Consider the following 24038-nt stretch of genomic DNA (forward strand, 5'->3'; position numbering starts at 1 on the left):
CGCCGCCGGCTCCACCCGGCAGCGGAACCCGGCTTCGCCGAGGCGCCGCCACAGGTCGTGGTCCTCCCCGGTCCGGCAGACGCCGAAGCCGCCGATCGTGTCGAACGCGTCCGCGCGGACGCCGAGGTTGGCGCCGTAGACGTTCACCCCGCCCGACACCACCGCGTGGTAGCGGCGGGCCGCGTGCGGCGAACCGGGGAACGGACCCGCCAGCTCGGCCGGGCCGGTGACCGCGTGCGCGCCCCGCTCGACCCGGCGCAGGTGCTCGCGCGCCCAGCCCGAGCCGACCTGCGTGTCGGCGTCGGTGTTGAGCAGCAGCACCTCCGAGGCCGCGTGCCCGGCCAGCTCGGTCCGCACCGCGTGCACGCCGAGGTCGCGGACCTCGCCGATCTTGCGGGGCCGGCCGGTGACCACGACGCGGCCGGTCGCCCAGCCGCCGAACACGGCACGGGCGCGGGCGGCGGTGTCGTCCGCACACCGGTCGGCGACCACGCACACCGCCCGTTCGACGCGCGCGGGCAGCCGCCACAACGCCCGCCGCAGCGCGCGCAGGCACGGCTCGATCAGGTCCTGCTCGTCCCGGGCCGGGACGACCACGCCGACCGCCGTGATCACCGGCGCCTCAGCACGTGCAGCAGGAACGCCTCGTCCGTGTGGGCCACCACCTGCTCGAACGCCGGGTGCGCGAGAAGCCGTTCGTGCGTCTCGGCGGCGTCGCGGGGTGCCTCCGGCGCCCACGGCCGCCAGTGGAGGGCGACCAGGTCCCCGCCCGGCGCCAGCGCCGAGGCCGACGCCTCGATGGTCGCCGTGAGGTCGGCGTCGTCCAGGTAGTACAGGAGTTCGCTGTACACCAGCAGATCCACCGGTCCCTCCGGGATTCCCGACGGGACAGATCCACTGTGGACGTCCACATGGGACAAGTCGGCGACCGCCGATGCGGCCCGCGCGACAGCCGAAGGCACCGGGTCGAAGGCGTACAGCCGGTCGCAGCGCCCGGCCAGCTCGCGGGTCAGCAGGCCGAGCCCGCAGCCCGGCTCGACGATCGTGCCGTAGTGCTCCCGCGGCAGGGAAGCGAGCAGCACGGCGCGTTTGCGCCGCTCGTACCAGCCCTCGGCGACGTGCCACGGGTCGTCGTCGGCGGCGTAGAGCTGCGCGAACCGGCTCACCGGCGCCGAACGCGCGGGCGGCTCGCGGAAGAACGTCTCGGCCGGGCGGTCGAAGTGCGCGAGGACCTCCGGCGGCAGGATCGGGTCCTCACCCCGCGGCCCGGGCTTGAGCTGGGAGGGGAACGCCGCGACGGCGGCGGCCTTCGCGGCCCGCTCGGCGCCGGTCAGCCGGTAGGACCGGGCCCGCTGCCAAGGAAGCTTGTCGTCCGCGGGATTCCGCCAGTGCCACAGCCAGATCGGGTACGACCAGCGGTGCGCGGACACCGGCGCGGCGGCGAGCGCGGCCCGCCCGGCCGCGCGGTGGTCCGGGTGCGGGTCTTCCGGCCACGGCAGCAGCACGAGGTCGCACCCCAAGGCATGCTCCCGCAGCGCGTCGGTCATCGTGTCTTCGTGCTCGGCGAGACCCGAGTCGGGCAGGCCGAGCCAGACCGGTTCGACGTCGGAAAGTCCTTGCTCCCGCAGGGAATCCCGCAGTTCCCGGCGCCGCGTGCGGCCCAGCTCCCGGCGTTCGTCCGGCCCGGCGTCCGGGAACGCGGCTTCGCCGTCGGTGGCCACCACGAGCGTCACGGCCGTGCCCGCGGCGTGCAGGTGCTGCAACAGCCCGCTCGCGCCGAGGGTTTCGTCGTCCGGGTGGGCGGCGACGACCAGCGCGCGGGTGAACGGATCGTCCGTCCACCCGGGAAACCCCCGGGTCCACGCCGATTCGGGCGTCATACGCTCTCCCCGGCGTCCAGCACCTGACGGCCCAGCGCGGCGAGGTCGCGTTCGGCGTGGTGCTGGCGGACGTAGACCCCCAGGTCGGCCAGCCGCTGCGCGAACCGGCGGTCGCGGCCCAGCGGGCTCGCGCCGGTCAGCCGGGGCGCGTGGTCGAGGATCTCGCGGACGGCGTGCTCCACCCCGGCGCGGCACGTGCTGGCGACGTGCCACGGGTCGGCGGCCTGCTCGATGGTGCCGGCCGCGTGCAGCAGCAGCGTCTCGGCCGAGCGCAGCGCGGCGTGCATCGCGCCCAGGTGGGCCAGCTGGTGGTCGTCGGCGCGGCCGGTCTCGCGCAGGTACGCCACGACGCCGTCGAAGACGCCGGCCGCCCCGCCGAGCCAGACGGCCGCGACCCCGCCGCCGCCGAGGGCGAAACCGGGCCGGCCGATGTACCAGTCCGGCGGGCCGATGAGGGTGTCGGCGGACACCAGGATGCCGTCGAAGACGACGTCGCCGCTGTCGGAGGCGTCCATCCCGACCGCCTGCCAGGTGTCCGGGTGCCGCTGCACGCCCGGGTCGGTGAGGTCGACGTCGACCAGCCGGTCGCCCGCCGCGACGAGCGCCCGGTCCAGGAGGGACAGCCCGGAGCAGAACCGCACGGTGCCGCCGAGCCTGCCGTCTTCGAGGACCGCGCCGGTGCCGCCGGACTTCGCCGCCCAGACGCCGTAGAGCGCGCCGGGCACGGGGGTCAGGCCGGCCTCGCCGAGGATCGCGACGGCGTCGGTGTGCCCTTCGGCCAGCCGCGCGAGGGTCAGGTCGATCCGGCCGATGGCGGCCAGTGCGGCCCAGCGGCCGACCAGCCCGCCCGTGCCGGGCTGCGGCAGGTCGAGCGCGCCCGCGGCGTACAGCGTGCGCAGGTCACCGCCGATCGAAGCGGTGGACCGGGGCAGCGGCAGCGGCTTCGGCGGAGCGGTTTCCAGCAGACCGTGTGCCGGTCTGGCCTCCCACGTGATCATGCGGAGCGAGTACCCCGATTCCGGGCGATCATGCGTGGACCGGCGCCGACACGGGTAGCCGCCGCGGGTGGACCAGACGACATCGGCGGCCGGTGACGACATCCTCGGCCAGGGCGTCCGGACGCCGCTGGGCTGGCTGACGCGCGCGTTCCGCGTCCCGGGCCGGGAACGGTACGTCCTCGTGCAGGCGGCGAAGGCGACACTCGCGGCGACCGGGGCGTGGCTGCTCGCGACGTCGGTGCTGCACCTGCCGCAGCCGTTCCTGGCGCCCTACGCCGCGGTCTTCCTCGTGGAGGCGACGGTCTACCGGTCGGTGCGCGGCTGGGCGCAACAGGTCGGCGCGGTCGCCGCCGGCGTCGTCCTGGCGGGCGTCGCCGGGCAGCTGATCCCGTGGCCCGCGGTGGCGCTGGGGCTGGTGGTGTTCCTCGGCCTGCTGGCCGGGTCGTGGCGCCGCTTCGGCGAATCCGGGATCTGGGTCGGCGTCACGGGCATGCTGCTGATCGCCTACGGGACGCCGACGGTGCTGCTCGGCGACAGGCTGATCGAGACGGCACTGGGCGCGGCGATCGGCGCCTTGGTCAACGCGCTGGTGTACCCGCCGCTGTTCGGGCAGCGGATCGCCGCGGCCGCGGGCCGGCTGGCCACCGCGATGGCCGCGTTCCTCGACGCCACGGCCGGGCTGATCCGCGCGGAGGAGCCGCCCGACGACGTCGAGGACTGGCTCGGCGAGGCCCGCGAGCTGCGCAGCCTGGTCACGGCCGCCGCCGACGCCGTCCGGCAGACGCGGGAGGAGCGCGTCCTCAACCTGCGACGGCGGCATCCCCGCTCCGGCCACGACCACGACCGCCGGACCGAGACGCTGATCGAGCTGTGGCCGCCGATCGAGCAGCTGGTCGGCGCGATCCGCACGGCCTCGCAGCACGAAGAAACCTTCGTCCTCCCGTGGCCGGACGCGCGGGCCGCGCTGGCCGACCTTATCGAGACCCTCGGTGACGTCGTCCGCGCCGTCGGCACGACCGGGCACCCGGTCGACCTCGACCACGGCCGGGCGTTGCTGGCCGAGCTCGAGCGGCGGCTCGCCGCGCCGGACGACGGCGTCACCGCGGCGCTCGGCCTGGGCGCGATGACGCTCCCGGTCCGGCACCTGCTGGAGCGGCTGGGTCGGTGGTGAGCCGGCGCGTGCCGCACGTCACCCCGGGGCGCGGGAACACCACGTTTCCCCTTGCGTTGTAACGGGTGTCGGTACGGGTGGGTTCCCGGGCCTCACCCCTTGCCTTCACGGAATTCCGGTCCGCCGGAGCCGTGTCGTGCCACTCGCCGCGAGGCGACCCCCGTACCGGCCTCGAACTCCCGCTTCCGCTCGCAGGCAACCCCCCTCAGCCTTCGCCGGACGGAAGCGGGACCTTTTGCTGTGGTCCTCGTGTCCTGATCGCTATGCTCGGCCAAACGGTCAAACGAGCAGTCGAGGCGGCGTGATGCGGGAGACGGGTGCGGACCGGCGGCAGCGGGTCCTGGCCGTTGTCGAGTCGCGGGGCGAGGTGCGGGTCACCGACCTCGCCGCCGAGCTGGAGGTCTCGGTCATCACGGCTCGCCGGGACGTCGAAGACCTGGCCCGCGCGGGCCGGCTTCGCCGAGGTCACGGCGTCGCGCGGTCGCTGGTGCCGGCCCGCCGGGCGCCGGTGCCGGGGGAGCGCGGCACGGGGGTCGTCGCGCTGGTCGTGCCCGAGCGGCACGCCTACCTCAACGAGGTCGTGCACGGCGCCCGCGCCGCGCTGGAGGAGGACAGCACGCGGATCGTGCTGCACCCGGCGCCGCAGGTCGCGGGGGCGGAGCGGCCGATCGTGGAGCGCGCGCTCGCCGGCGGCGACGTCCGGGGGCTGCTGATCGCGCCGCGCTGGCGCACCGTCGAGGCCGAAGCCGCGGACGACGGCTGGCTGTCCGGCGTCGAGGTGCCCGTGGTGCTGCTGGAACGCCGTCCCCGCCGCGGAAGTGCTTTGCACGCCAGGGATTCCGTGTGCACCGATCACTGGTACGGCATGCACCTGGCGGTGGCCCACCTGGTGGCGCTCGGGCACCGGCGGCTGGTCCTGGCCGCGCGCGACGACAGCCCGACGGCGCGGGCGCTGCGTGCCGCGTTCGCCGAGGTCTGCGCCGCGCGCCCGGAGGTCGAAGACGCGGTCGCGGTGCTCAGCGCGCCGGACGCGGGCGCCGACCCGGCCGCCGTCGCCGACGGGCCGTCACTGGCCGAAGTCGTGCGCGAGCGCGGGTCTTCCGGTGTGGTCATGCACGGCGACGTCGACGCGCTGATGCTGGTGCGGCAGCTGGCCGAGGCCGGGATCGCCGTGCCGCGGGACTGCTCGGTCGTGGCGTACGACGACGTCGTCGCGGCCCTGGGGAGCCCACCGCTGACCGCCGTCGCGCCGGCCAAGGCCGAGGTGGGCCGGCTCGCGGCCGGGCTGCTGCTCGAACGCCTCGGCGCGGACGCCGGCCCGGTGCGTCAGATTGCGGTGCTGCCCGAGCTGAAGGTGCGAAGCTCAACCCGATCGTTTGACCGAGTTGATCGGAGATATTGACCGAAAAACGTTCAGGTGATCAGACTGAGGGCGTCCCCGAAACGCACCCCAGGAGGCACCGATGCGCGCGGCCCTCGCGATGAGCCGGGAAGCGGCGCACGCCGTCCTCGACGAGGACACGCTGCACGCGCTCCGGAAGGTCGTGGACCTCGCCGACGGCGTCCTCGACGACTTCACCGGCGACCCGCTGCGAGACGTCGAACTGCTGATCACCGGCTGGGGCTGCCCGCCGCTGGACGCCGCAGCGCTCGCCGCCGCCCCGAAGCTGCGCGCGATCGTCCACACCGCCGGCTCGGTCCGCGCGCACGTCACCGACGCCTGCTGGGACCGCGGCATCGAGGTGACGTCGGCGGCCGCGGCCAACGCCGTGCCGGTCGCCGAGTACACCCTCGCCATGATCCTGCTCTCGGGCAAACGCGCGCTCGAACGCGCCCGCGAATACCGGGAAAGCCGCACCCGCGACGACTGGCCTCGGGACGTCGGCAACTACCGGCGGACGGTCGGCATCCTGTCCGCGTCGATGATCGGCCGCCGGGTGATCTCCCTTCTGCGACCCCATGACCTGCGCATACTGGTGCACGATCCGTACGTGGGCGACGTCGAGGGAGCCGAGCGGGTGGGCCTGGCCGAGCTGTTCGCGCGCAGCGACGTCGTCAGCGTCCACACGCCGCTGCTGCCCGAAACCCGCGGCCTGGTCAGCCGGGGCCTGATCGGCTCGATGCGCCCGGACGCCGTCCTGATCAACACCGCCCGCGGCGCCGTTGTCGACCAGGACGCCCTCGCCGAAGCGACCGGTGCCGGCCGTCTCCGCGCGATCCTCGACGTCACCGAGCCCGAGGTCCTCCCGCCCGCGCACCCCCTCTGGGACGACCCCCACGTGCTGATCACCCCGCACCTGGCGGGCTCCCAGGGCAACGAACTGGGCCGGCTGGCCGCACTGGCCGTAGCCGAGGTCACCCGCTGGGCAGCCGGCGACGGCTTCGCCCACCCGCTGCGCCGCGACCGGATGGGACTGATCGCGTGAAGCTGCCGCCCGAAGACCGCACCCTGAGCCCGCACACCGGCTACGCGCGCGCCCACTGGGTCGCCGTCGCGGACGGACTGCTCGACGCCGCCTGGCGCTGGGCGAGCCCGGGGAAAGCCCGGCTCGACCTGCCCGGACCCGCGTCGGCCAGTGGCGTCCGCTCGGACGGTCTCGAAGGCTTCGCCCGCACCTTCCTCGCCGCCGCCTTCCGCGTGGCCGGGGACGGCGACCCGCACAACTGGCTGGAGCGTTACGCCGCAGGCCTCGACGCGGGCACCCGCACCCCGGGCCGTGACGACGCCGAGTCGTGGCCGGTCATCCTCGGCCACGACGTTGCCGGGCAGCCGATGGTCGAGTCCGCGTCCGTGGCGCTCGGGCTCCGCCTGACCCGCCCCTGGCTCTGGGACCGCCTCGATTCAAGAACCCAGGACCGCGTCGAAGCGTGGCTCAGAGGCGCTTTGAGGCACACCCCGGCGCCGAACAACTGGTACCTGTTCCCGTTCACCGTCGCCGGGTTCCTCGACGACGTCGGCCGCGGCGACGCCGAGACCGCCCGAGCCCGCGACCGCGCGCTGGAACTCCTGGAGGGCTGGTACCGCGGCGACGGCTGGTACGCCGACGGCGACGGCCGCGCCTTCGACTACTACAACGGCTGGGCCCTGCACCTCTACCCGGTCCTCGACGCCCACCTCGCCGGGAAACCGGCCCACCACGGCGAAAGGCTGCGAGAACACCTGAACAGCCTGAGACTGTGGTTCGGCGCCGACGGCGCGCCACTCCACTTCGGACGGTCCCTGACCTACCGGTTCGCCGCCGTGTCGGCGATCGGCCTCGGCGCGGTCACCGGCGACACCCCGCTGCGGCCGGGCCTGTCACGACGGCTGCTCAGCGGCGCGCTCAAGTACTTCCTCGACCGCGGCGCCGTCGACGACCGAGGAATCCTAAGCCTCGGCTGGCACGGCCCGCACCCGCCGACCACGCAGTTCTACTCCGGCCCGGGCTCGCCGTACTGGGCGTCGAAGGCGTTCGCCTGCCTGCTCGCCCCGGCGGACCATCCACTGTGGACGTCCACAGAGGAGTCCGACGACACGGACACGATACGCGCGGAGCCCGCACCGGGATTCCTGCTGCAGAAGGCGGACGGCGTCGTCCGGCTGCACAACCACGGCAGCGACCACCTGCGTCCCCACGAAGCCGAGTCGGCCGACGATCCGCACTACAGCCGCTTCGCCTACTCCACCTGCACCGGCCCCACGGCCAAGGACAACGCCGCCGACAACCACTTCGCCGTCGTCGCCGGGGGAGTGCGCAGCGTCCGCCGCCGGATCCACCCGCTCGGCGCGGGCCAGGGTGACGGCTGGGGCTGGGCCGCGTCCTGGCACCGGCCGATCTTCAAGACGGCAGCCGTCCCGGGCCTGCGCGTCGAGAGCGTCACGGTGGCGCGCGGGCGCGACGAGGTGCGCGTGCACCGAGTGGTCGGAGCCCCACCGGGAGCGACCGTGGAACAGACCGGCTGGGCCGCGGAGTCCGTGCTCAAACCCCTCAGCGGCTGGACCGGGCAGGACGAGGTCCGCGCGCCGCACGGTACCGCGTACACGCCATGGGTCTCCCTCCCGAGACTCACCGGCGACCTCGACGGGACGACCGTCTTCATCGCCCACGCCGTGCTCGGCACCGAGGCCACCGACCTGGACGTCACCGAAGAGGGCATCCGCTGGCCGGACGGCTTCACGGTCCGGATCACCTTCGACCCCCTGGAGGTGACCGCCGGATGACGCGCTCAGGCGGACTCGCGGACCACCAGCTCGGTCGGCAGGATCAGCGACGTCGGCTTCTCGCCGTCGATCAGCCGCACCAGCATCCGCGTCATCTCCCGGCCCAGCGCCTCGATCGGCTGGCGCACCGTGGTCAGCGCGGGGTGCGTGTGCTGCGCGGTGACGATGTCGTTGAACCCGACCACCGCGACGTCCTCGGGCACCGAACGGCCCCGCTGCCGCAGGACCTTCAACGCCCCGGCCGCCATCGCGTCGGACGCAACGAACACCGCGTCGAGATCCGCGTGCTCGTCGAGCAGCCGCGCCATCCCCTCGACGCCGCTGGCCTCGCTGAAGTCGCCGTGCGCCACGCGGTGGTCGGGCAGCCCGGCCAGCGCGAGGGCCTCGCGGAACCCCAGGTACCGGTTGACGCCGGCGTGCTGGTCGGTCTGCCCGGTGATCGTCGCGATCCGCTGCCGCCCGAGCGAGACCAGGTACTCCACGGCCTGCCGGGCGCCCCCGCGGTTGTCGGCGTCGACGTAGTGCGGGGGCGTGCGGTCGAGCGAGCGTCCACCGTGGACCACCGGCACCTGGCCCTCGTCGGCGATCTTCGACAGCGGGTCGTTCTCCCGCAGCGCCAGCAGCATGACGCCGTCCGCGGCCCGCGACTGCAGGATGCGCGTCAGCCGCGAGCGGCCGCGTTCGGACGCCGCGAGCACCAGCATCAGCTGGAGGTCGGTCTCCTCGATGACGGCGTTGACCCCGGCGATCACCTCGGCGAAGAACTGGTTGGCGAACAACGCCGGGTCGTCGCTGGAGATGGCCAGCACCACCGCGCCGCGCCGGGCCGTGGCCAGTGACCGGGCCGCGGTGTTCGGCACGTACCCCAGCTCCTCGATGGCCCGCTGCACGGCTTCGCGCGACTTCTTGCTGACGTGCGGGGCGTTGTTGATCACCCGGGACACGGTGCCGGTGGACACCCCGGCCAGGCGCGCCACTTCCTCGAGCGTCGACGGCCGGTTGCTCATCGTGCTCGCCTCCCCCGGATCGATCGGACGGTCAGCTTAACAAGACTGTGAGCGCTCACAGGCCGTGCCGGGCGATGACGGCGGCGTACCAGCGGGCGCTGTCCTTGAGCGTGCGCTCCTGGGTCTTGTAATCGACGTGCACCAGCCCGAACCGCTGCGCGTACCCGTAGGACCACTCGAAGTTGTCGAGCAGCGACCACGCGAAATACCCCTTGAGCGGGACACCCCGGGCGATCGCGGACGCACAGGCCCGCAGGTGACCGTCCAGATAGGTGACTCGCGCCCGGTCGTGCACGGGCTCGTCGAAGGCCGCGCCGTTTTCCGTGACGTACAGCGGGATGGCCGGATAGTCCCGTTTCACCCGCGTCAGCAGGGACAGCAGGCCACCGGCGTCGATCTCCCAGCCGATCGACGTCCGAGGGCGGCCGCCGTCGACCTGCGTGACCCGGTCCGAACCGACGTAGGCCGACGGCCGGGGCGCGCCGCCGCCGGCGACGAGCATGGGCGAGTAGTAGTTGACGCCGAGGAAGTCCAGCGGCGCGGAGACGGTCTTCAGATCCCCCGGGAGGACGTGGTCGAACGACGTCACCCCGGCCAGGTCCGCCTGGACGTCGGCGGGGTATTCGCCGAGCAGCACCGGATCGAGGAACAGCCGGTTCTGCATGCCGTCGATCCGCCGGGCGGCGTCGAGGTCGGGCTCGGCGCGGGACGCGGGGGAGACGTGCGTCAGGTTCAGCGTGAGGCCGACCGTGCTGTCCGGCATGGCTTCCGCGGCGAGGCCGTGCCCCAGCAGCAGGTGGTGGGCGGCGCGCACCGCGGCACCGGGCTCCTGCCGTCCCGGCGCGTGCCGTCCGGTGGCGTAGCCGAGGAACGCCGAGCACCACGGCTCGTTCAGCGTCGTCCAGTGCGTCACGCGGTCGGCGAACGCGTCGTGCACGATCGCCGCGTAGTCGGCGAACCGCTGCGCGGTGTCCCGGTTGGGCCAGCCGCCGGCGTCTTCGAGAGGCTGGGGCAGGTCCCAGTGGTAGAGCGTCGGCCACGGCTGGATGCCGTGCTCCAGCAGCGTGTCGACGAGCCGGCGGTAGAAGTCGAGCCCGCGTTGCTCGACCGCCCCGGACCCGGTGGGCTGGATCCGCGGCCAGGCGACGGAGAACCGGTACGCACCGAGCCCGAGGTCCTTCATGAGCGTGACGTCGTCGCGGTAGCGGTGGTAGTGGTCGGCGGCGACGTCACCGGTGTCGCCCTGGTCGACCTTGCCGGGGGTCGCGGCGAAGGTGTCCCAGATGGACGGTCCGCGTCCGTCCTCGGCCGTCGCGCCCTCGATCTGGTAGCTCGACGTCGCCGCGCCCCAGAGAAAACCGGGTTCGAACGTGCTCACGCCTTGACCGCTCCTTCCATGATGCCGCCGATGATCTGCTTGCCGAAGGCCAGGAAGACCAGCAGCAGCGGGACGCAGGCGACGAGCGCGCCGGCGAACATCAGCGTGTAGTCGGTGTAGTAGCTCGTGGACAGCTGGTTCAGCGAGAACTGCACGGTCGGGTTGTCGTTCTCCAGCACCGCGATCGGCCAGAGGAACTCGTTCCAGGTGCTCATGAACGTGAACAGCGCCAGCACCGACGCGCCCGGCCGCAGCGCGGGCAGCACGACCGTGAGGTAGATCCGGAACGTCGAGCAGCCGTCGATGCGCGCGGCCTCGATCAGCTCGTCCGGCACCGAGCGCTCGGCGTACTGCCGCATCATGAACACGCCGAACGCGGAGACGAGGAACGGCACGATCACCGCCTGCAGCCGGTTCTGCCAGCCCAGCTGCACCATGATCATGTACAGCGGGATGATGCCCATCTGCACCGGGATCATCATCGTGCCGAGGATGACCACCAGCAGCCCGTTGCGGCCGCGGAAGCGCAGCTTGGCGAAGGCGAACCCGGCCAGGGTGCTGAAGAAGACGACGGAGACGGTGACGACCACCGACGCGATCGCCGAGTTCACCAGGCCCAGCAGGAAGTTCGCGTCCTCGGCGGTGAACAGCCGGCCGACGTTGCCGAAGAGGTTGCCGCCGGGCAGCAGCGGCGGCGGCCAGTCGCCGACGATGTCGTTGGTCCGGGTGGCGACCACGAACAGCCAGTACAGCGGGAACGCCGAGAGCGCGATCCCGGCCAGCAGCGTGACGTAGACCAGGGGAGAGGTCTTCCGCATCACTTCGAGGACCTCCGGGTGACGAGGAAGTTGACGACCGCGAGGATGGTGATGAGCAGGAAGATCATCCACGCGATGGCCGAGCCGTAGCCGAGGTCGGCGTCGCGGAAGGCCTTCTCGAACATGTACATCGACACGGTCTGGAACTGGCGCAGCGAGCCGCCGGAGATGGCGTACGTGCCCTGCCCGAAGATCAGCGGCTCGGTGAACAGCTGCATGCCGGCGATGGTCGACATGATCACCGTGAACACGATCGCCGGGCGGATCATCGGCACCGTGATGCTGCGGAACTGCCGGATCTTGGACGCACCATCCACAGTGGCCGCTTCGTACAGCTCACGTGGGATCGACTGCATGGCCGCCAGGTAGATCAGCGAGTTGTAGCCGGTCCAGCGCCAGTCGACCATCGTCGAGATGGCGACCCAGGACGACCACTTGTCGGCGCGCCAGTCGACCGGCGAGATACCGACCAGGTGCAGCAGGCCGTTGACCATGCCCGCGTCGCGGTCGAAGATCTGGCTGAACACGATGCCGACCGCCGCCACCGACGTGACGATCGGCAGCAGCACGCCCATCCGCAGCAGCAGCCGGGCGCGCAGCTGCTGGTTCAGCAGCGCGGCGACCACCATCGCGAGCAGCAGCTGCGGCACCGTGGCCAGCACCAGCATGCCGAGGGTGTTGACGACGGCGTTCCAGAAGTCCGGGTCGCCGAAGAGGGTGGCGTAGTTGCCGAAGCCGATGAAGCCGCCGTCGCCGCCGAGGTCCCAGTTGTGCAGCGAGACCCATGCCGTGTAGAGCAGGGGGAACAGGCCGAAGACCGCGAAGACGAGGAAGAACGGGGCGATGTACAGGTACGGCGAGGCCTTGAGGTCCCACCGGGACAGCAGGCTGCCGCGTTCCCGGGGCCTGGGCGGCGCCGGGGGTTTCGCGGCCGTGCGGGGCCGTTGCTGGGTGACCAACTCGAATGTCCTTAATGGAGGCCGGGCGGGACGCGCGGGACGCCTCGCGCGCCCCGCCCGGGGCTACTTGACCAGGCGCCGGGCTTCGTCGATGGCTTTCGCCCACGCCTCGTCCGGCTGGAGCTTGCCCTGTTCGACGGCGAGCAGCGCGTTGGTGAACCGGTCGCCGATGGCGACGTTCGCCGGGCCGAGGTACACCGGCTTCACGGCCTTCGCGCTGGCACCGAAGATCTTCCCGACCGGCGCGCCGCCGAAGTAGGCGTTGGTCAGCCCCTGGACGACCGGGTCGTCGATGGCCTGCGGGGACGATGGGAAGTTGCCCTTCGCCTGGAACGCGCCGATCTGGCCCTGCGCGCTGGTCAGGAACTTCACCAGCTCGACGGCCTGGTCCTGGTGCTTGCTCTGCTTCGGCACGGCGAGGAACGAGCCGCCGCGCACCGCGCCGTTGCCCGGCACCTTGGCGACGTCCCACTTGTCGGCGTTTTCGGGGCCGGCCTGCTTCTGGATGGTCGCGAGCATCCACGACGGGCACGCGATGGTGGCGAACGTGCCCTTCTTGAACCCGGCGTTCCACTGCGGGCTGTACTGGTCGAGGTTCGCCGACAGCCCGCCCTGGATCATCCCGACGGTCTGGTCGTAGGCGCTGCGCACGGCGGGGTTGCTGTCCGCGACGAAGGCGTTCGCCCTGTCGTAGTAGGTGTGATCACCCTGCTGCATCAGGATGTTCTGGTACATGCCGCTGGAGGAGTCGTAGAACTTCGCGCCGGTGTTCGCGGTGAGAAAGCGCTTTCCCGTCGCCAGGTAGGCGTCCCACGTGGGCCAGAGGGCGCCGACCTGGTCGCGATCCACCGGCAGGCCGGCCTTCTGGAACAGGTCCTTGCGGTAGCACATCCCCTGGGCACCGATGTCGGTACCGAGCCCGATCAGCGTCTTGCCGTCGGCGGTCAGGGCCTGGTTCCACTTCCAGTCCAGGTAGTCCGGCTTGAGGGAGTCCGCGCCCTTGTCGAGGAGGTTGACGAACTTGTCCGGCTTCGCGACGTACTGGCTGATGATGCCCTCTTCGAGCGCCACGACGTCGCCGGCCCCGGAGCCCGCGGTCATCCACTGCTGCAGCTTGGGCGAGTAGTCGCCCAGCTTCCCGATGTTCTCCTCCTTGATGGTGACCCCGGGGTGGCTGGCCTCGTACTGCTTGTACAGGGCGTCGTAGCCGAACTGGCTGAACGTCTTCACCACGAGGGTGACCGGGCCGGACGCGCTCTGCTGATCGTTCGCGCCGCCGCAGGCCGCGGCGGCGGTGAGGGTGGCGGCCATGGCGGTGGCCAGCAGTGTCCGCCTGAGTCTGGCAGGCATGAAATCCTCCACTTGCGAGGCCGATTCCGGAACCGCTAACAGTCCGTTCGGCCTACATCACGACTTTGTGAAAACACCTTCACCTGCTGCGACGCTGCGGCTGTGCCGGTGGGACGCTGGCTGGCTTGCGCCAGAATTGGAAGCGCTTACAGAACTGTAACCCGGAGTTGGCGCGGTTGTGAAGAGGCAGCTGTCAAGACCCCGGGACGGTTGACACACCCGCCGTCCCGGGCGCACCATCCCCGCTGACGCTGTGGCGTGCCGGCTCCTTCAAGTCCCCAGGAGTTCCGGTATGTCCGTAAGATCCAGGCTGCTCGCAGCCTGCTTGCCCGCCGTGCTCGCCGTGACGCTGGCCCCGGCCGCGCACGCCGACGCGCCGTACGAACGCGTGCTCAACGGCACCTTCGACACCACCAAGGCCCCGTGGTGGAGCAGCGGGAACACCCCGTCCCGCATCGACGCCGGTCGCCTGTGCGCCGACGTCCCCGCCGGCACGGTCAACCCGTGGGACTCGATGCTCGGCGAGAACGACATCCCCCTGGAAACGGGCCAGCCGTACACACTGCGGTTCACCGCGACGGCCACCGCCGACGTCACCATCCGCGCCGGCCTCGGCCTCGCGGTCGCCCCGAGCACGACGATGTTCTCGAAGACCGCCGCCGTCACGAGCACCCCGAAGACGTTCACCTTCACCGGCAACTCCAGCCTGTCCACCCTGCGCGGCCAGGTGAACTTCCAGTTCGGCGGCGCCGCCAAGGCCTACACGTTCTGCGTCGACGACGTCTCGCTCACCGGGGGCGCCATCGCCCCGGGCGGCGGCAAGGACTACGGCTCACCCGTGCGGGTGAACCAGGTCGGGTACGCGACGACCGGCCCGAAGGAGGCGTCCATTGTGGATGCTTCGACCAAGCCGGTGCCGTGGGAACTTCGCGACAGCACGGGCAAGGTCGTGAAGAAGGGCCGGACCCAGGTGCGCGGCGACGACGCCGCCTCGGGCGACCACGTGCACATCGCGGACTTCGGCGACTACCGCAAGGAGGGGACCGGTTACACCCTCGCGGTCGGCCCGGCGGTCAGCGAGCCGTTCGACATCGCGCGCAACCCGTACGACGGCCTGCGCAAGGACGCCCTGGAGTACTTCTACCTCGTCCGCAGCGGCACCCCGATCGACGCCGCCTACGTCGGTGACGCGTACGCGCGCCCGGCCGGGCACCTCGGTGTCGCGCCCAACAAGGGCGACACGTCCGTGCCCTGCCTGCCCGGGACCTGCGACTACTCCCTCGACGTCAGCGGCGGCTGGTACGACGCCGGCGACCAGGGCAAGTACGTCGTCAACGGCGCGCTCGCCGCGTGGCAGCTCATGGACAGCTACGAACGGTCACTGTCCACAGGGGACTGGGCGAGCCTGAAGGACGGCCTGCTGAAGGTACCCGAAGCGGGCAACCGCGTCCCGGACGTGCTCGACGAGTCCCGCTGGGAGGTCGAGTTCCTGCTGAAGATGCAGGTCCCGGCCGGGCAGCCCCTCGCGGGCATGGCCCACCACAAGATCCACGACCTCGCCTGGACCGCGCTGCCGACGCAGCCCCAGGCCGACGCGCAGCCGCGCTACCTGCACCCGCCGTCCACCGCGGCGACGCTCAACCTGGCCGCCGCGGCCGCCCAGTGCGCCCGCGTCTGGCTGCCCTACGACCGCGCGTTCGCGGCGAAGTGCCTGGCCGCGGCCAAGACGGCGTGGCAGGCCGCGCTCGCCCACCCGGCGATCTACGCGCCGTCCGACGACAGCGTCGGCGGCGGCGCGTACGCCGACACGGACGTCACCGACGAGTTCTCCTGGGCGGCGACCGAGCTGTACGCGACCACGGGCGACCGGACCTACCTGAAGTCGATGACCGGCCGGATCACCGCCGACGGGTTCTCGTGGCGCGACACCGGTGCCCTGACCGACCTCACGATCGCCCGGCTCCCGTGGCGCTTCCCCCTGGACCGCGTCCTGGGTGCCCGGCAGCGGGTGCTGAGCGTCGCCGACCAGTACGTGCGCAACGTCAACAGCCAGGGGTACCCGAACCCGTTCAAGGCGGCGGCCTACCCGTGGGGTTCGAGCAGTTCCACCACCAACAACGCCCTGGTGATCGCGACGGCCTACGACCTGACGCACCGGCCGGGGTACCGCGACGCCGTCCTCGAGTCGATGGACTACCTGCTCGGCCGCAACGGGCTGAACCAGTCGTTCGTCACCGGCTACGGCGAGCGGGCCAGCATCAACGAGCACGGCCGGATCTGGGCCCACCAGCTCGACCCGAAGCTGCCGCCCCCGCCGCCGGGTTCGCTGGCCGGCGGCCCGAACAGCGGGTTGCAGGACCCCGTCGCCCAGCAGAACCTGCCAGGCTGCGCGCCCGCGAAGTGCTACATCGACGACATCTTCTCCTACTCCACGAACGAGACGGCGATCAACTGGAACTCGTCGCTCGCCTGGGTCGCGGCGTTCGCCGCCGGCAAGTAACCCCTCCACAAGAAAAGAAGGAGGTCCACAATGCCGTGGACAGCCCGCATCCTCGCGGTGTCGGCACTCTTGCTCGTGGGCACGGCCGAGCCCGCGAGCGCGGCCAGTCCGATCGACCTGACCAGCGGGTTCTACGTCAACCCGGGTTCGGCGCCCGCCCAGTGGGTGGCGTCGCACTCGGGTGACTCGCGAGCCTCGAAGATCAACGCGTCCATCGCGTCGAAGCCGATCGCCAAGTGGTTCGGCAACGACGCGAACATCGGCAGCTCGGTGGCGAGCTACGTCGGCGCCGCCGACAGCCACGACAAGCTGCCGGTGCTGGTCGCCTACAACCTGCCCGGCCGCGACGCGTGCGGCGGCGAGTCCGGCGGGGGAGCCGGGAGCCTCGGCGCGTACAAGACGTGGATCTCGGGGTTCGCGGCCGGCATCGGGACCCACCCGGCCGTCGTGATCATCGAGCCGGACGCGCTCGGCGACTTCGACTGCATGAGCAGCGCGCAGATCGCCGACCGGAACACGATGCTCACCTACGCGACGCAGATGTTCCAGCAGAAGGCGCCGAACACCTACGCCTACCTCGACGGCGGCAACGCGGGCTGGGTGGCGGCGCCGACCATGGCCAGCCGCCTGAAGGCGGCCGGGGTGGCGAACGTCCGGGGCTTCGCGGTGAACGTGTCGAACTACTACACCACCAGCCAGTCGGTGAGCTACGCCAATTCGGTGAAGTCGGGGGTGGGCGGCAGCGCGCAGTTCGTCGTCGACACCAGCCGCAACGCCAACGGCTCCAACGGGAACTGGTGCAACCCGGCCGGGCGCAAGCTCGGCGTCACCGCGCAGATCGGTGGTGGCGCGGAGATGCTCCTGTGGGTCAAGACGCCGGGCGTGTCCGACGGCCAGTGCGGCATCGCGCCGACGGTGCCCGCGGGGACGTTCAGCCCGGACCTCGCCGTCCGGCTGATCGACGGGACGTGAAACCCTTGACACACAATACTGTAAGCGCTTACAAAGGAGGCTGAGCGAGGGAGGTCGCCGATGGGCTGGCGGTTCGCCGTGAGCACGCTGGGCATGCCGGGAGTCCCGGTGCGCGAGGCCGCGAGGACGGCGCTGGCGCACGGGTGTGAAGGCCTGGAGCTGCGCGTGCACCCGGACGAAGAAGTCCACTTGGGACTGGCGAACACGGCCGTCGGCGACTTCCGTTCCCTGCTCGACGACCAAGGGCTGGCCGTCGCGTGCCTGGCCGGGTACGCGAAGGTCTGCCGTCCCGGCCCCGACGGGCCGGTGGTCGACGAGCTGCGCGCGCTGATCGAGCTGGCGCACGGGATCGGCGCGCCGTCGGTGCGCGTCTTCCCCGGCGGTGACGGCGAGGCGCGACCCCGGATCGAAGCCGTCCTCGACGACCTGCGCGGCTCCGGCGTGCGGCTGCTGCTCGAAACCCACGACTCGCGGCCGACCGGCGCCGCGGCCCGGGAGGTCGTCGAGCCGTTCGGCGACCCGGACCTGGTCGCCGTCCTGTGGGACGCGGTGCACCCGTGGCGGGCCGGGGAAGAACCGGCCGTCACGCGCGACGTGCTGGGCCGCTACCTCGGCTACTTCCAGGTCAAGGACGCGGTGGGCCGGGACGACCCGACCCCGGTCCCGCCGGGCGAGGGCGCGATCCCGCTTGCCGAGTGCGGCGAGCTGCTCCGGTCGTGGTCGGGCTGGGTCTCCCTGGAGTGGGAGAAGGCCTGGTACCCGGACCTCGCCGCCGTCGACGTTCCCCTGCGCGCGGCCGCCGCCTGGTTCGGCCGGTACGCGCACCCCGATCAGTGAGGTGGAAATGACAAGTCGGACCCTGGGCGTCGTGCTGAACGGCGTCACCGGCCGGATGGGCTACCGCCAGCACCTGGTGCGCTCGGTCCTGGCGATCCGCGAGCAGGGCGGCGTCCTGCTCGCCGACGGCTCCCGCGTGCAGCTCGAACCGCTGCTCGTCGGCCGCAGCGACGGCAAGCTGTCCGAGATCGCCCGCCGCCACGGCCTGACCCGCTGGACGACCGACCTCGACACCGCGCTCGCCGACGCCGACTTCCCGCTCTACTTCGACTCCCAGCTCACGTCGGTCCGCGAGAAGGCGATCGCGCGGGCGATCGACGCGGGCAAACACATCTACACCGAGAAGCCCCTGGCGGAATCGGTCGAAGGCGCGTTGACGCTCGCCCGGCAGGCGGCCGCGGCGGGCGTGAAGAACGGCGTCGTGCACGACAAGCTGTACCTGCCCGGCCTGCGCAAGCTCGCACGGCTGGTGGACAGCGGGTTCTTCGGCCGCATCCTGTCCGTGCGCGGCGAGTTCGGCTACTGGGTCTTCGAAGGCGACTGGCAGAGCGCGCAACGGCCGAGCTGGAACTACCGAGCCGAAGACGGCGGTGGCATCGTCGTGGACATGTTCTGCCACTGGAACTACGTGCTGGAGAACCTGTTCGGCGCAGTCCGCGCGGTGACGGCCCGGGCCGTCACCCACATCCCGTCCAGGGTGGACGAACAAGGTGACACCTACGAGGAAACGGCCGACGACGCGGCGTACGCGATCTTCGAGCTGGACGGCGGGGTGATCGCGCAGCTGAACTCGTCGTGGTGCGTCCGCGTCCACCGCGACGAGCTGGTGGAGTTCCAGGTGGACGGCACCCGGGGAAGCGCGGTGGCCGGCCTGCACAAGTGCGTGGTCCAGCCGCGCGAGGTGACCCCGAAGCCGGTGTGGGACCCGGACCTGCCGGAGACGCGCGACTACCGCGCCCAGTGGCAGGAGGTCCCGGACAACACCGAGTTCGGCAACGGCTTCAAGGCGCAGTGGGAGCAGTTCGTCCGCCATGTAGTCGCGGACGGGCCCCACCCGTACGACTTCCAGGCAGGAGCGAGGGGCATCAGGCTGGCGGAGGCGGGGCTGGAGTCGTCCCGTACGGGGCGCCGGGTGGAGCTGGGCTGATCCGTCGGCACCGCGGTCGGGTGGGGTCGTCCCGGACTGGGCGGTGGGTGGTGCTGGGCTGACTCGTCGGCACCGCGGCCGAGTCGAGCTGTTGGCGGGCGCCGACGTTGCCGGTCGAAGCGATGGCCGCGTGTGGGGCGTTGGCAGGCAGCCACGGTGTGCCCATGTCCGAGCCGACCTCGGCGGTGAGAGCGGCGATTCCAGGACCGCCGCGCGGATTCGTCCTGGCGGTGCCGCGGGTGTGCCTGCCGCGGCCGAGTGGGGCTGTCGGCAGGCGCCGATGAGGTGCCCGCCGAGGGCGAGTGTCAGGCCGTCGAGGCGATGGCCCAGTGCGGGTCGCCGTGCCGAGTGCGCCGCGGTCTCGTCTCGCACCAGCCGAGCGTCAAACCTTCGGCGTAACCGTGGCGTGCGGGTCGTCGGAGGGCAGCCACGGCGTGCCCGTTTCCAGGCCGAGCCCACCGACATCAGCGGTAAGCGCGGCGATCGTCGCCAGGACCGGCGCTCGGGTCTCGTCCTGGCGGGACACCAGCGACCACGTCCAGAACGGCGTCGGCGCCACGATCTCCCGCCGGGCCAGGTCCGGCGGGATCGGGGTGGTCTGGCCCTTCGGCGAGTTGAGCACCGGGCGCCGCAGCTTGCGGGCGTGGTCGAAGAACGCCGGGCCGGTGATGCCGCCGTCGCGGGTGCGGACGATCCGCGCGCCCGTGGCGTCGGCGAACTCCTCGGCGTAGGCGTTCCAGGACGCCCAGCTCGCGGTGTCACCGTCGACGAGCACCAGCGTGTCCGACGCGCGCACCTCACCGGTGCCGGTGCCGACCGCGTAGAGCCGGTCCGCGCCGATCAGGTCGGCGCGCAGGCCGTGTTCGGCCAGGTCGCCGGCGGTCACCCAGCAGATCGCCAGGTCGATGCTCTCGTCGGCGACCCGGCGCACCTGGGCGTGGGACGGCAGCACCCACGTGTCGACGTGCAGCTGCGCCACGCCCGCGACCCGGCCGAGCAGGTCGTCGGGGCGCCAGTTGACGTACCCCAGCCGCACCGGCTCGCGCGCGCCCATCCCCGCCGCCGTCCGGCGCAGGTCGTCCGCCTGCGTGAGCAGCGACTGCGCCTTCGGCAGCAGGGTCTCGCCGCACTCGGTGAGCGTGACCGACCGGCGGTCGCGGTCGAACAGCCGGCAGGCCAGGTCCCGCTCGAGGGCCTTGATCTGCTGGGACAGCGACGGTCCGGCGATGTGCAGCCGCTCCGCGGCGCGCCCGAAGTTCAGTTCGGTGGCGACGGTCACGAAGTAGCGAAGCTGGCGTAGCTCCATGTGCCGAGCTTAATGCGGTGGGAGCGCGGGCTTCCCCGGTGCGAGGAAACCTGGGTTCACGGCTCTGAAACGGACCGCGCCCGGCCGTTGCCGGGCGCGGTCTGCGTGCGGATCAGGCGCCGGGGCCGGAGTAGATCTCCGAGGCCTTAGGCTCGGTGACCGTCGTCGGCTTGTCCCAGTCGGCGAACTCCATCGTGCCGCTCTTCGGGTCGGCCATGCGCAGCAGGTAGTGCGGCTCGGCGGCGGCCACCGTCGCGGTGCCGTCGGAGCTGGTGAAGGTCAGCGCCGGGACGCCGGCCACGGTCGTCTGCTCGCCGCCGGAGAAGCTCGTCGAGTCCAGCTGGCCGATGGTGTTGTCGGTGAAGGTCTTGTAGTCGAGGAACTGCTTGAACGCCTCGCCGACGCCGGCGCCGATCTGGGACGTCGAGGGGACCCACTTGTCCTTGAGCAGCTTGCCCACCGAGGCCGGGATCCCGGCCTCCTTGATCAGCGAGTCGCTGAACCGGAAGAAGTACTTGTCGCCGACGCGCAGGACCGGCACCTCGGTGCCGTCCTTCACGATGGTGCCGCTCGCGCTGTCCGGGTTGAGCTGCAGGTCGAGGTTGATGTTCCCGCCCTCGGAGATGGTGCCCCGGACGTGCACGGCCTTGGCCTGCTTCGCGGCTTCGACCACGGCGGTGCCGGCGACCTTGGCGTCGAGCGCGGGCGCGGCGGAGGTGGAGGCGGCGGCGGGAGCGGCGGACACGGTGGCCGGGGCGGCGCTGCCGGAGGTGCCCGAGCACCCCGTGCAGATCAGGGCGGCGACGGCCCCGGTGGCGATGAGCGCTCCCAGGTGGAGTCGAGACATGAGCGATGGGTCCCCTCGTGAAGGTCCGGGCGTCCCGGACACGAACGGAGTATCGACCAAGCGGGTGATCCGTTACGCCCTGTTGGTGCAGATCACCCTCGTCGCCCGAAAGTGACCGTTCGGGTGTCTCGGACGGGTTCGTTCCGTGACCAAACCTCGGTCAGCACGGGGCCGGTTGTCACAAACCGCGGTCGCGCGGCATCTCGAGGTCGACCACCGAGACCTCAAGGAGAACCCGTGAACCTCGCACTGTGGATCGCCGCCGGACTGCTCGCCGCCGTCGCGCTGACCGGCGGCGTCAGCAAGACGTTCGTGGCCAAGGAGAAGCTCGCCACGATCCCCGGCGGGCAGTGGACCGGCGACTTCGGCGCCGGCTTCGTCAAGACCCTCGGAATCCTCGAGCTGCTGGCCGCGATCGGGCTGATCCTGCCCGCCCTCGCCGGCGTCGCGCCGGTCCTCGTGCCGGTGACGGCGGCCTGCTGGGTGCTGCTGATGATCGGCGCGATGATCACCCACCTCCGCCACGACGGGGCCGCCAAGTTCGTCGCCCTGAACTTGACCTACCTCGCCCTCGCGGCGTTCCTGGCGTGGGGCCGTTTCGGTCCCGCGTCTTTCGCCTGAACGGCCGCACCGGCGAGTAAGATCGCGATCCACATGGCGGAACCAGGTGGGGACAGGGACGACGTGTCGAACCACACGGAAGGCGCGGAGACGGCCCGGCGGGCGCTGCGGCTCGTCGAAGCCGTCGTGGCGGCCGGGGAACCGGTCGGCCTGCCGGACCTCGTCGAGCAGGTCGGCCTGTCGAAGAGCACCTGCTACCGCCTGCTGCGGGTGCTGCAGGAAGAACGCTACGTCGACCGGATCGACTCGGGTGGCTACTTCGCCGGCAGCCGCCTGGTCGGCGTCGCCGCGGCGGTGCTCCCGCAGGCCGCGCTCTACCAGGCGGCGGCCCCGGCCCTGCGCGCGCTCGCCGAAACGACGGGCGAAACGGCGACCCTGCACGTCCGCAGCGGCGGCCGCGCGGTCCTGGTGCTCGGCGCCGAAAGCACCGCCGAGGTCCTCCGCCGCGCGGCGACGATCGGCGAGACGACCCGGCTCGGCCGCGGGGCGAGCGGCCGGGCCATCCTCGCCGCGTTGCCCGTCCGGGAAGCGGACCGCCTGGCCGCCCAGGCCGACGACCCCGAGGAGCTGCTCGCGGCGCTGGCCGAGGCCCGCACCGACGGGTACGTCCTGTCGTTCGGCGAGGACCACCCTGGTGTGCACGGCATCGCCGCGCCCGTTCCGTCCACATTCGACGGTGACGGCGGCATGTCGGTGGCGGTGTCCGGTCCGGCCGAGCGCTGGACGGAGTCCCGGATGCGGGCCTCGGCGCCGTGGCTGCTGGAGACGTGCTCGGAGCTGGGGATCCTGTTCGCGAAAGAGGCTTGAGCGCCGGTCAGGCGACCTCGTTCAGCTTCCCGGTCGCGACGTCGAAGACGAACCCGCGCACCGAGTCCTTCTTGGGGATGTACGGGCTGTTCTTGATCCGCGCGATCGACTGGCGGACGTCGGTGTCGAGGTCGGTGAAGGCTTCGGCGGCCCAGGCCGGCTTGACGCCGACGTCCTCCTGGATCGACTTCTTGAAGTCGTCGTCGGTGAAGGTCAGCATGCCGCAGTCGGTGTGGTGGATGAGGATGATCTCCTCGGTGCCGAGCAGCCGCTGGCTGATGGCGAGCGACCGGATCTCGTCCTCGGTCACGACCCCGCCGGCGTTGCGGATGACGTGCGCTTCGCCTTCGTTGAGGCCGAGCACGCCGTAGACGTTGATGCGCGCGTCCATGCAGGCCAGGACGGCGACGTGCTTGGCGGGCGGCAGCGGCAGCGGTCCGGAGAACTGGGCGGCGTACTCGGCGTTGTTGGCCAGGAGCTCGTCGGTGACCGACATGGTGGTCCTTCCGCGGTAGTAGTGGTTGGGCCGAGTGGACCCTTCCATGCGGTCATGCGCAACAGTGCCCATGACCTGGGACCGCACTCGCCCGAACGGGTGGCCGCACCCGTCCGGGCACCCCGCCGCACCGAACGCCGTCGCTCAGTTGGCGGTGCCGGTCGTCATGGCGTCCGCGGTCTGGGCCTCTTCCCGCCCGTTTCGTCCACAAAGGACAAGGTCCCGCCTGAACGGGCGGATGGGGTCACTCCACGGTGCGGGCCAGGATGCCGAGGGTCGCGCGCAGGGCCGCTTCCGGGATGATCGGGAAGCTGATCTTGTCCCGGTACCGGTCCTCGATCCGGCTCCAGTCGTAGTACGACGTGACCAGGGTGCCGTCGCCGTCCGGTGCCAGCCGGTAGCCGTACAGGTGGCGGATCGGCGGCTGGATCGTGCCGGAGATGGTCCATTCCAGCAGCGCGTCCTGCTCGTACTCGGTGATGATCACCGTGACGTCGTACTTGCCCATCGGCACGTCGTTGAGGGCCTCGCGGTCCATGTGCACGACGAACTCGTCACCCACCCCGCGGACCGGTTCGCCGTCCGCCGACTGCAGCATCCCCGAGCTGTCGATGGCGACGTGCCCCTGCGGATCGCTCAGCAGGGCGAACACCTTCGCCGGCGGGGCCTCGACCTTGCGGGTCACTTCGAACCGTTCTGCCGTCATGCCACCGAGACTGCCACGGCCGCGCCGGGCACGCCGT

At 71.8% G+C, this 24038-nt stretch carries 22 protein-coding genes; 10 read left to right on the top strand and 12 right to left on the bottom strand.

The window, feature by feature from the left end:
* From VA596_RS49525 to VA596_RS49535, 3 genes are all read right to left on the bottom strand, one after another.
* Positions 1 to 615 (bottom strand): glycosyltransferase family 2 protein (locus VA596_RS49525; protein WP_323337780.1); only part of this gene is annotated, 615 nt, incomplete at its 3' end.
* Positions 612 to 1880 carry a bifunctional PIG-L family deacetylase/class I SAM-dependent methyltransferase gene (locus VA596_RS49530; RefSeq protein WP_323337781.1) on the bottom strand — a complete coding sequence of 423 codons (1269 nt, stop codon included), beginning with the start codon at positions 1878 to 1880 and terminating at the stop codon, positions 612 to 614. The genes VA596_RS49525 and VA596_RS49530, both read right to left, overlap by 4 nt.
* Positions 1877 to 2878, bottom strand: coding sequence for an acyl-CoA dehydrogenase family protein (locus VA596_RS49535; RefSeq protein ID WP_323337782.1), 1002 nt, complete (start codon positions 2876 to 2878; stop codon positions 1877 to 1879). The genes VA596_RS49530 and VA596_RS49535 overlap by 4 nt, the downstream gene beginning before the upstream one ends.
* Positions 2879 to 2945: 67 nt before the next feature.
* Between VA596_RS49535 and VA596_RS49540 the strand changes: the two genes are divergently transcribed.
* The 4 genes from VA596_RS49540 (at position 2946) to VA596_RS49555 (ending at position 8250) form a co-directional block, all read left to right on the top strand.
* Entirely contained in the window at positions 2946 to 4049 is a 1104-nt protein-coding gene (locus tag VA596_RS49540; protein WP_323337783.1) for an FUSC family protein, read from the top strand.
* A gap of 304 nt (positions 4050 to 4353) precedes the next feature.
* Entirely contained in the window at positions 4354 to 5451 is a 1098-nt protein-coding gene (locus VA596_RS49545) for a substrate-binding domain-containing protein (protein ID WP_323337784.1), read from the top strand.
* 61 nt (positions 5452 to 5512) lie between these two features.
* Positions 5513 to 6475: a hydroxyacid dehydrogenase gene (locus VA596_RS49550; protein ID WP_323337785.1), complete on the top strand. Its 963-nt coding sequence runs from the start codon at positions 5513 to 5515 to the stop codon at positions 6473 to 6475.
* Positions 6472 to 8250, top strand: coding sequence for a DUF2264 domain-containing protein (locus VA596_RS49555; protein ID WP_323337786.1), 1779 nt, complete (start codon positions 6472 to 6474; stop codon positions 8248 to 8250). The genes VA596_RS49550 and VA596_RS49555 overlap by 4 nt, the downstream gene beginning before the upstream one ends.
* A 5-nt stretch (positions 8251 to 8255) precedes the next feature.
* Here VA596_RS49555 and VA596_RS49560 read toward each other — a convergent pair whose 3' ends face one another.
* From VA596_RS49560 to VA596_RS49580, 5 genes are all read right to left on the bottom strand, one after another.
* Positions 8256 to 9257 carry a LacI family DNA-binding transcriptional regulator gene (locus VA596_RS49560; protein WP_323337787.1) on the bottom strand — a complete coding sequence of 334 codons (1002 nt, stop codon included), beginning with the start codon at positions 9255 to 9257 and terminating at the stop codon, positions 8256 to 8258.
* Between the two features lie 55 nt (positions 9258 to 9312).
* The gene (locus VA596_RS49565; RefSeq protein WP_323337788.1) at positions 9313 to 10635 is read right to left on the bottom strand and encodes a GH1 family beta-glucosidase; all 1323 of its coding nucleotides are present in this window, start codon (positions 10633 to 10635) and stop codon (positions 9313 to 9315) included.
* Positions 10632 to 11453: a carbohydrate ABC transporter permease gene (locus tag VA596_RS49570; RefSeq protein WP_323337789.1), complete on the bottom strand. Its 822-nt coding sequence runs from the start codon at positions 11451 to 11453 to the stop codon at positions 10632 to 10634. The genes VA596_RS49565 and VA596_RS49570 overlap by 4 nt, the downstream gene beginning before the upstream one ends.
* Complete coding sequence (locus VA596_RS49575) at positions 11453 to 12412, bottom strand: carbohydrate ABC transporter permease (RefSeq protein ID WP_323337790.1); 960 nt, start codon at positions 12410 to 12412, stop codon at positions 11453 to 11455. Before VA596_RS49575 ends, VA596_RS49570 begins: the two co-directional genes overlap by 1 nt.
* A 63-nt stretch (positions 12413 to 12475) precedes the next feature.
* Complete coding sequence (locus VA596_RS49580; RefSeq protein WP_323337791.1) at positions 12476 to 13762, bottom strand: ABC transporter substrate-binding protein; 1287 nt, start codon at positions 13760 to 13762, stop codon at positions 12476 to 12478.
* Positions 13763 to 14054: 292 nt separating this feature from the next.
* On the opposite strand from VA596_RS49580, the gene VA596_RS49585 reads away from it, so the two are divergent.
* The 4 genes from VA596_RS49585 to VA596_RS49600 are packed head-to-tail and all read left to right on the top strand — an operon-like array spanning position 14055 to position 19218.
* The gene (locus VA596_RS49585; protein WP_323337792.1) at positions 14055 to 16262 is read left to right on the top strand and encodes a glycoside hydrolase family 9 protein; all 2208 of its coding nucleotides are present in this window, start codon (positions 14055 to 14057) and stop codon (positions 16260 to 16262) included.
* Between the two features lie 30 nt (positions 16263 to 16292).
* Positions 16293 to 17234, top strand: coding sequence for a glycoside hydrolase family 6 protein (locus VA596_RS49590; RefSeq protein WP_323337793.1), 942 nt, complete (start codon positions 16293 to 16295; stop codon positions 17232 to 17234).
* Positions 17235 to 17294: 60 nt separating this feature from the next.
* Positions 17295 to 18071, top strand: a complete 777-nt coding sequence (locus tag VA596_RS49595; RefSeq protein ID WP_323337794.1) for a sugar phosphate isomerase/epimerase family protein — start codon at positions 17295 to 17297, stop codon at positions 18069 to 18071.
* 7 nt (positions 18072 to 18078) lie between these two features.
* Entirely contained in the window at positions 18079 to 19218 is a 1140-nt protein-coding gene (locus VA596_RS49600) for a Gfo/Idh/MocA family protein (protein ID WP_323337795.1), read from the top strand.
* 382 nt (positions 19219 to 19600) lie between these two features.
* On the opposite strand, the gene VA596_RS49605 is transcribed toward VA596_RS49600, so the two are convergent.
* Positions 19601 to 20524, bottom strand: a complete 924-nt coding sequence (locus VA596_RS49605) for a LysR family transcriptional regulator (protein ID WP_323337796.1) — start codon at positions 20522 to 20524, stop codon at positions 19601 to 19603.
* 112 nt (positions 20525 to 20636) lie between these two features.
* Positions 20637 to 21371: a hypothetical protein gene (locus tag VA596_RS49610; RefSeq protein ID WP_323337797.1), complete on the bottom strand. Its 735-nt coding sequence runs from the start codon at positions 21369 to 21371 to the stop codon at positions 20637 to 20639.
* Between the two features lie 237 nt (positions 21372 to 21608).
* Between VA596_RS49610 and VA596_RS49615 the strand changes: the two genes are divergently transcribed.
* Together VA596_RS49615 and VA596_RS49620 are read left to right on the top strand one after the other, a co-directional pair.
* A complete protein-coding gene (locus tag VA596_RS49615; protein ID WP_323337798.1) occupies positions 21609 to 21992 on the top strand; it encodes a DoxX family protein in 384 nt (127 codons plus the stop codon).
* Positions 21993 to 22055: 63 nt separating this feature from the next.
* Positions 22056 to 22799: an IclR family transcriptional regulator gene (locus VA596_RS49620; RefSeq protein ID WP_323337799.1), complete on the top strand. Its 744-nt coding sequence runs from the start codon at positions 22056 to 22058 to the stop codon at positions 22797 to 22799.
* A gap of 7 nt (positions 22800 to 22806) precedes the next feature.
* On the opposite strand, the gene VA596_RS49625 is transcribed toward VA596_RS49620, so the two are convergent.
* Together VA596_RS49625 and VA596_RS49630 are read right to left on the bottom strand one after the other, a co-directional pair.
* Positions 22807 to 23295 carry a beta-class carbonic anhydrase gene (locus tag VA596_RS49625; protein ID WP_323337800.1) on the bottom strand — a complete coding sequence of 163 codons (489 nt, stop codon included), beginning with the start codon at positions 23293 to 23295 and terminating at the stop codon, positions 22807 to 22809.
* Positions 23296 to 23539: 244 nt separating this feature from the next.
* The gene (locus tag VA596_RS49630) at positions 23540 to 24001 is read right to left on the bottom strand and encodes an SRPBCC family protein (protein ID WP_323337801.1); all 462 of its coding nucleotides are present in this window, start codon (positions 23999 to 24001) and stop codon (positions 23540 to 23542) included.
* Positions 24002 to 24038: the final 37 nt, after the last annotated feature.

It is taken from the genome of Amycolatopsis heterodermiae (assembly GCF_034929455.1).
GTDB lineage: Bacteria > Actinomycetota > Actinomycetes > Mycobacteriales > Pseudonocardiaceae > Amycolatopsis > Amycolatopsis heterodermiae.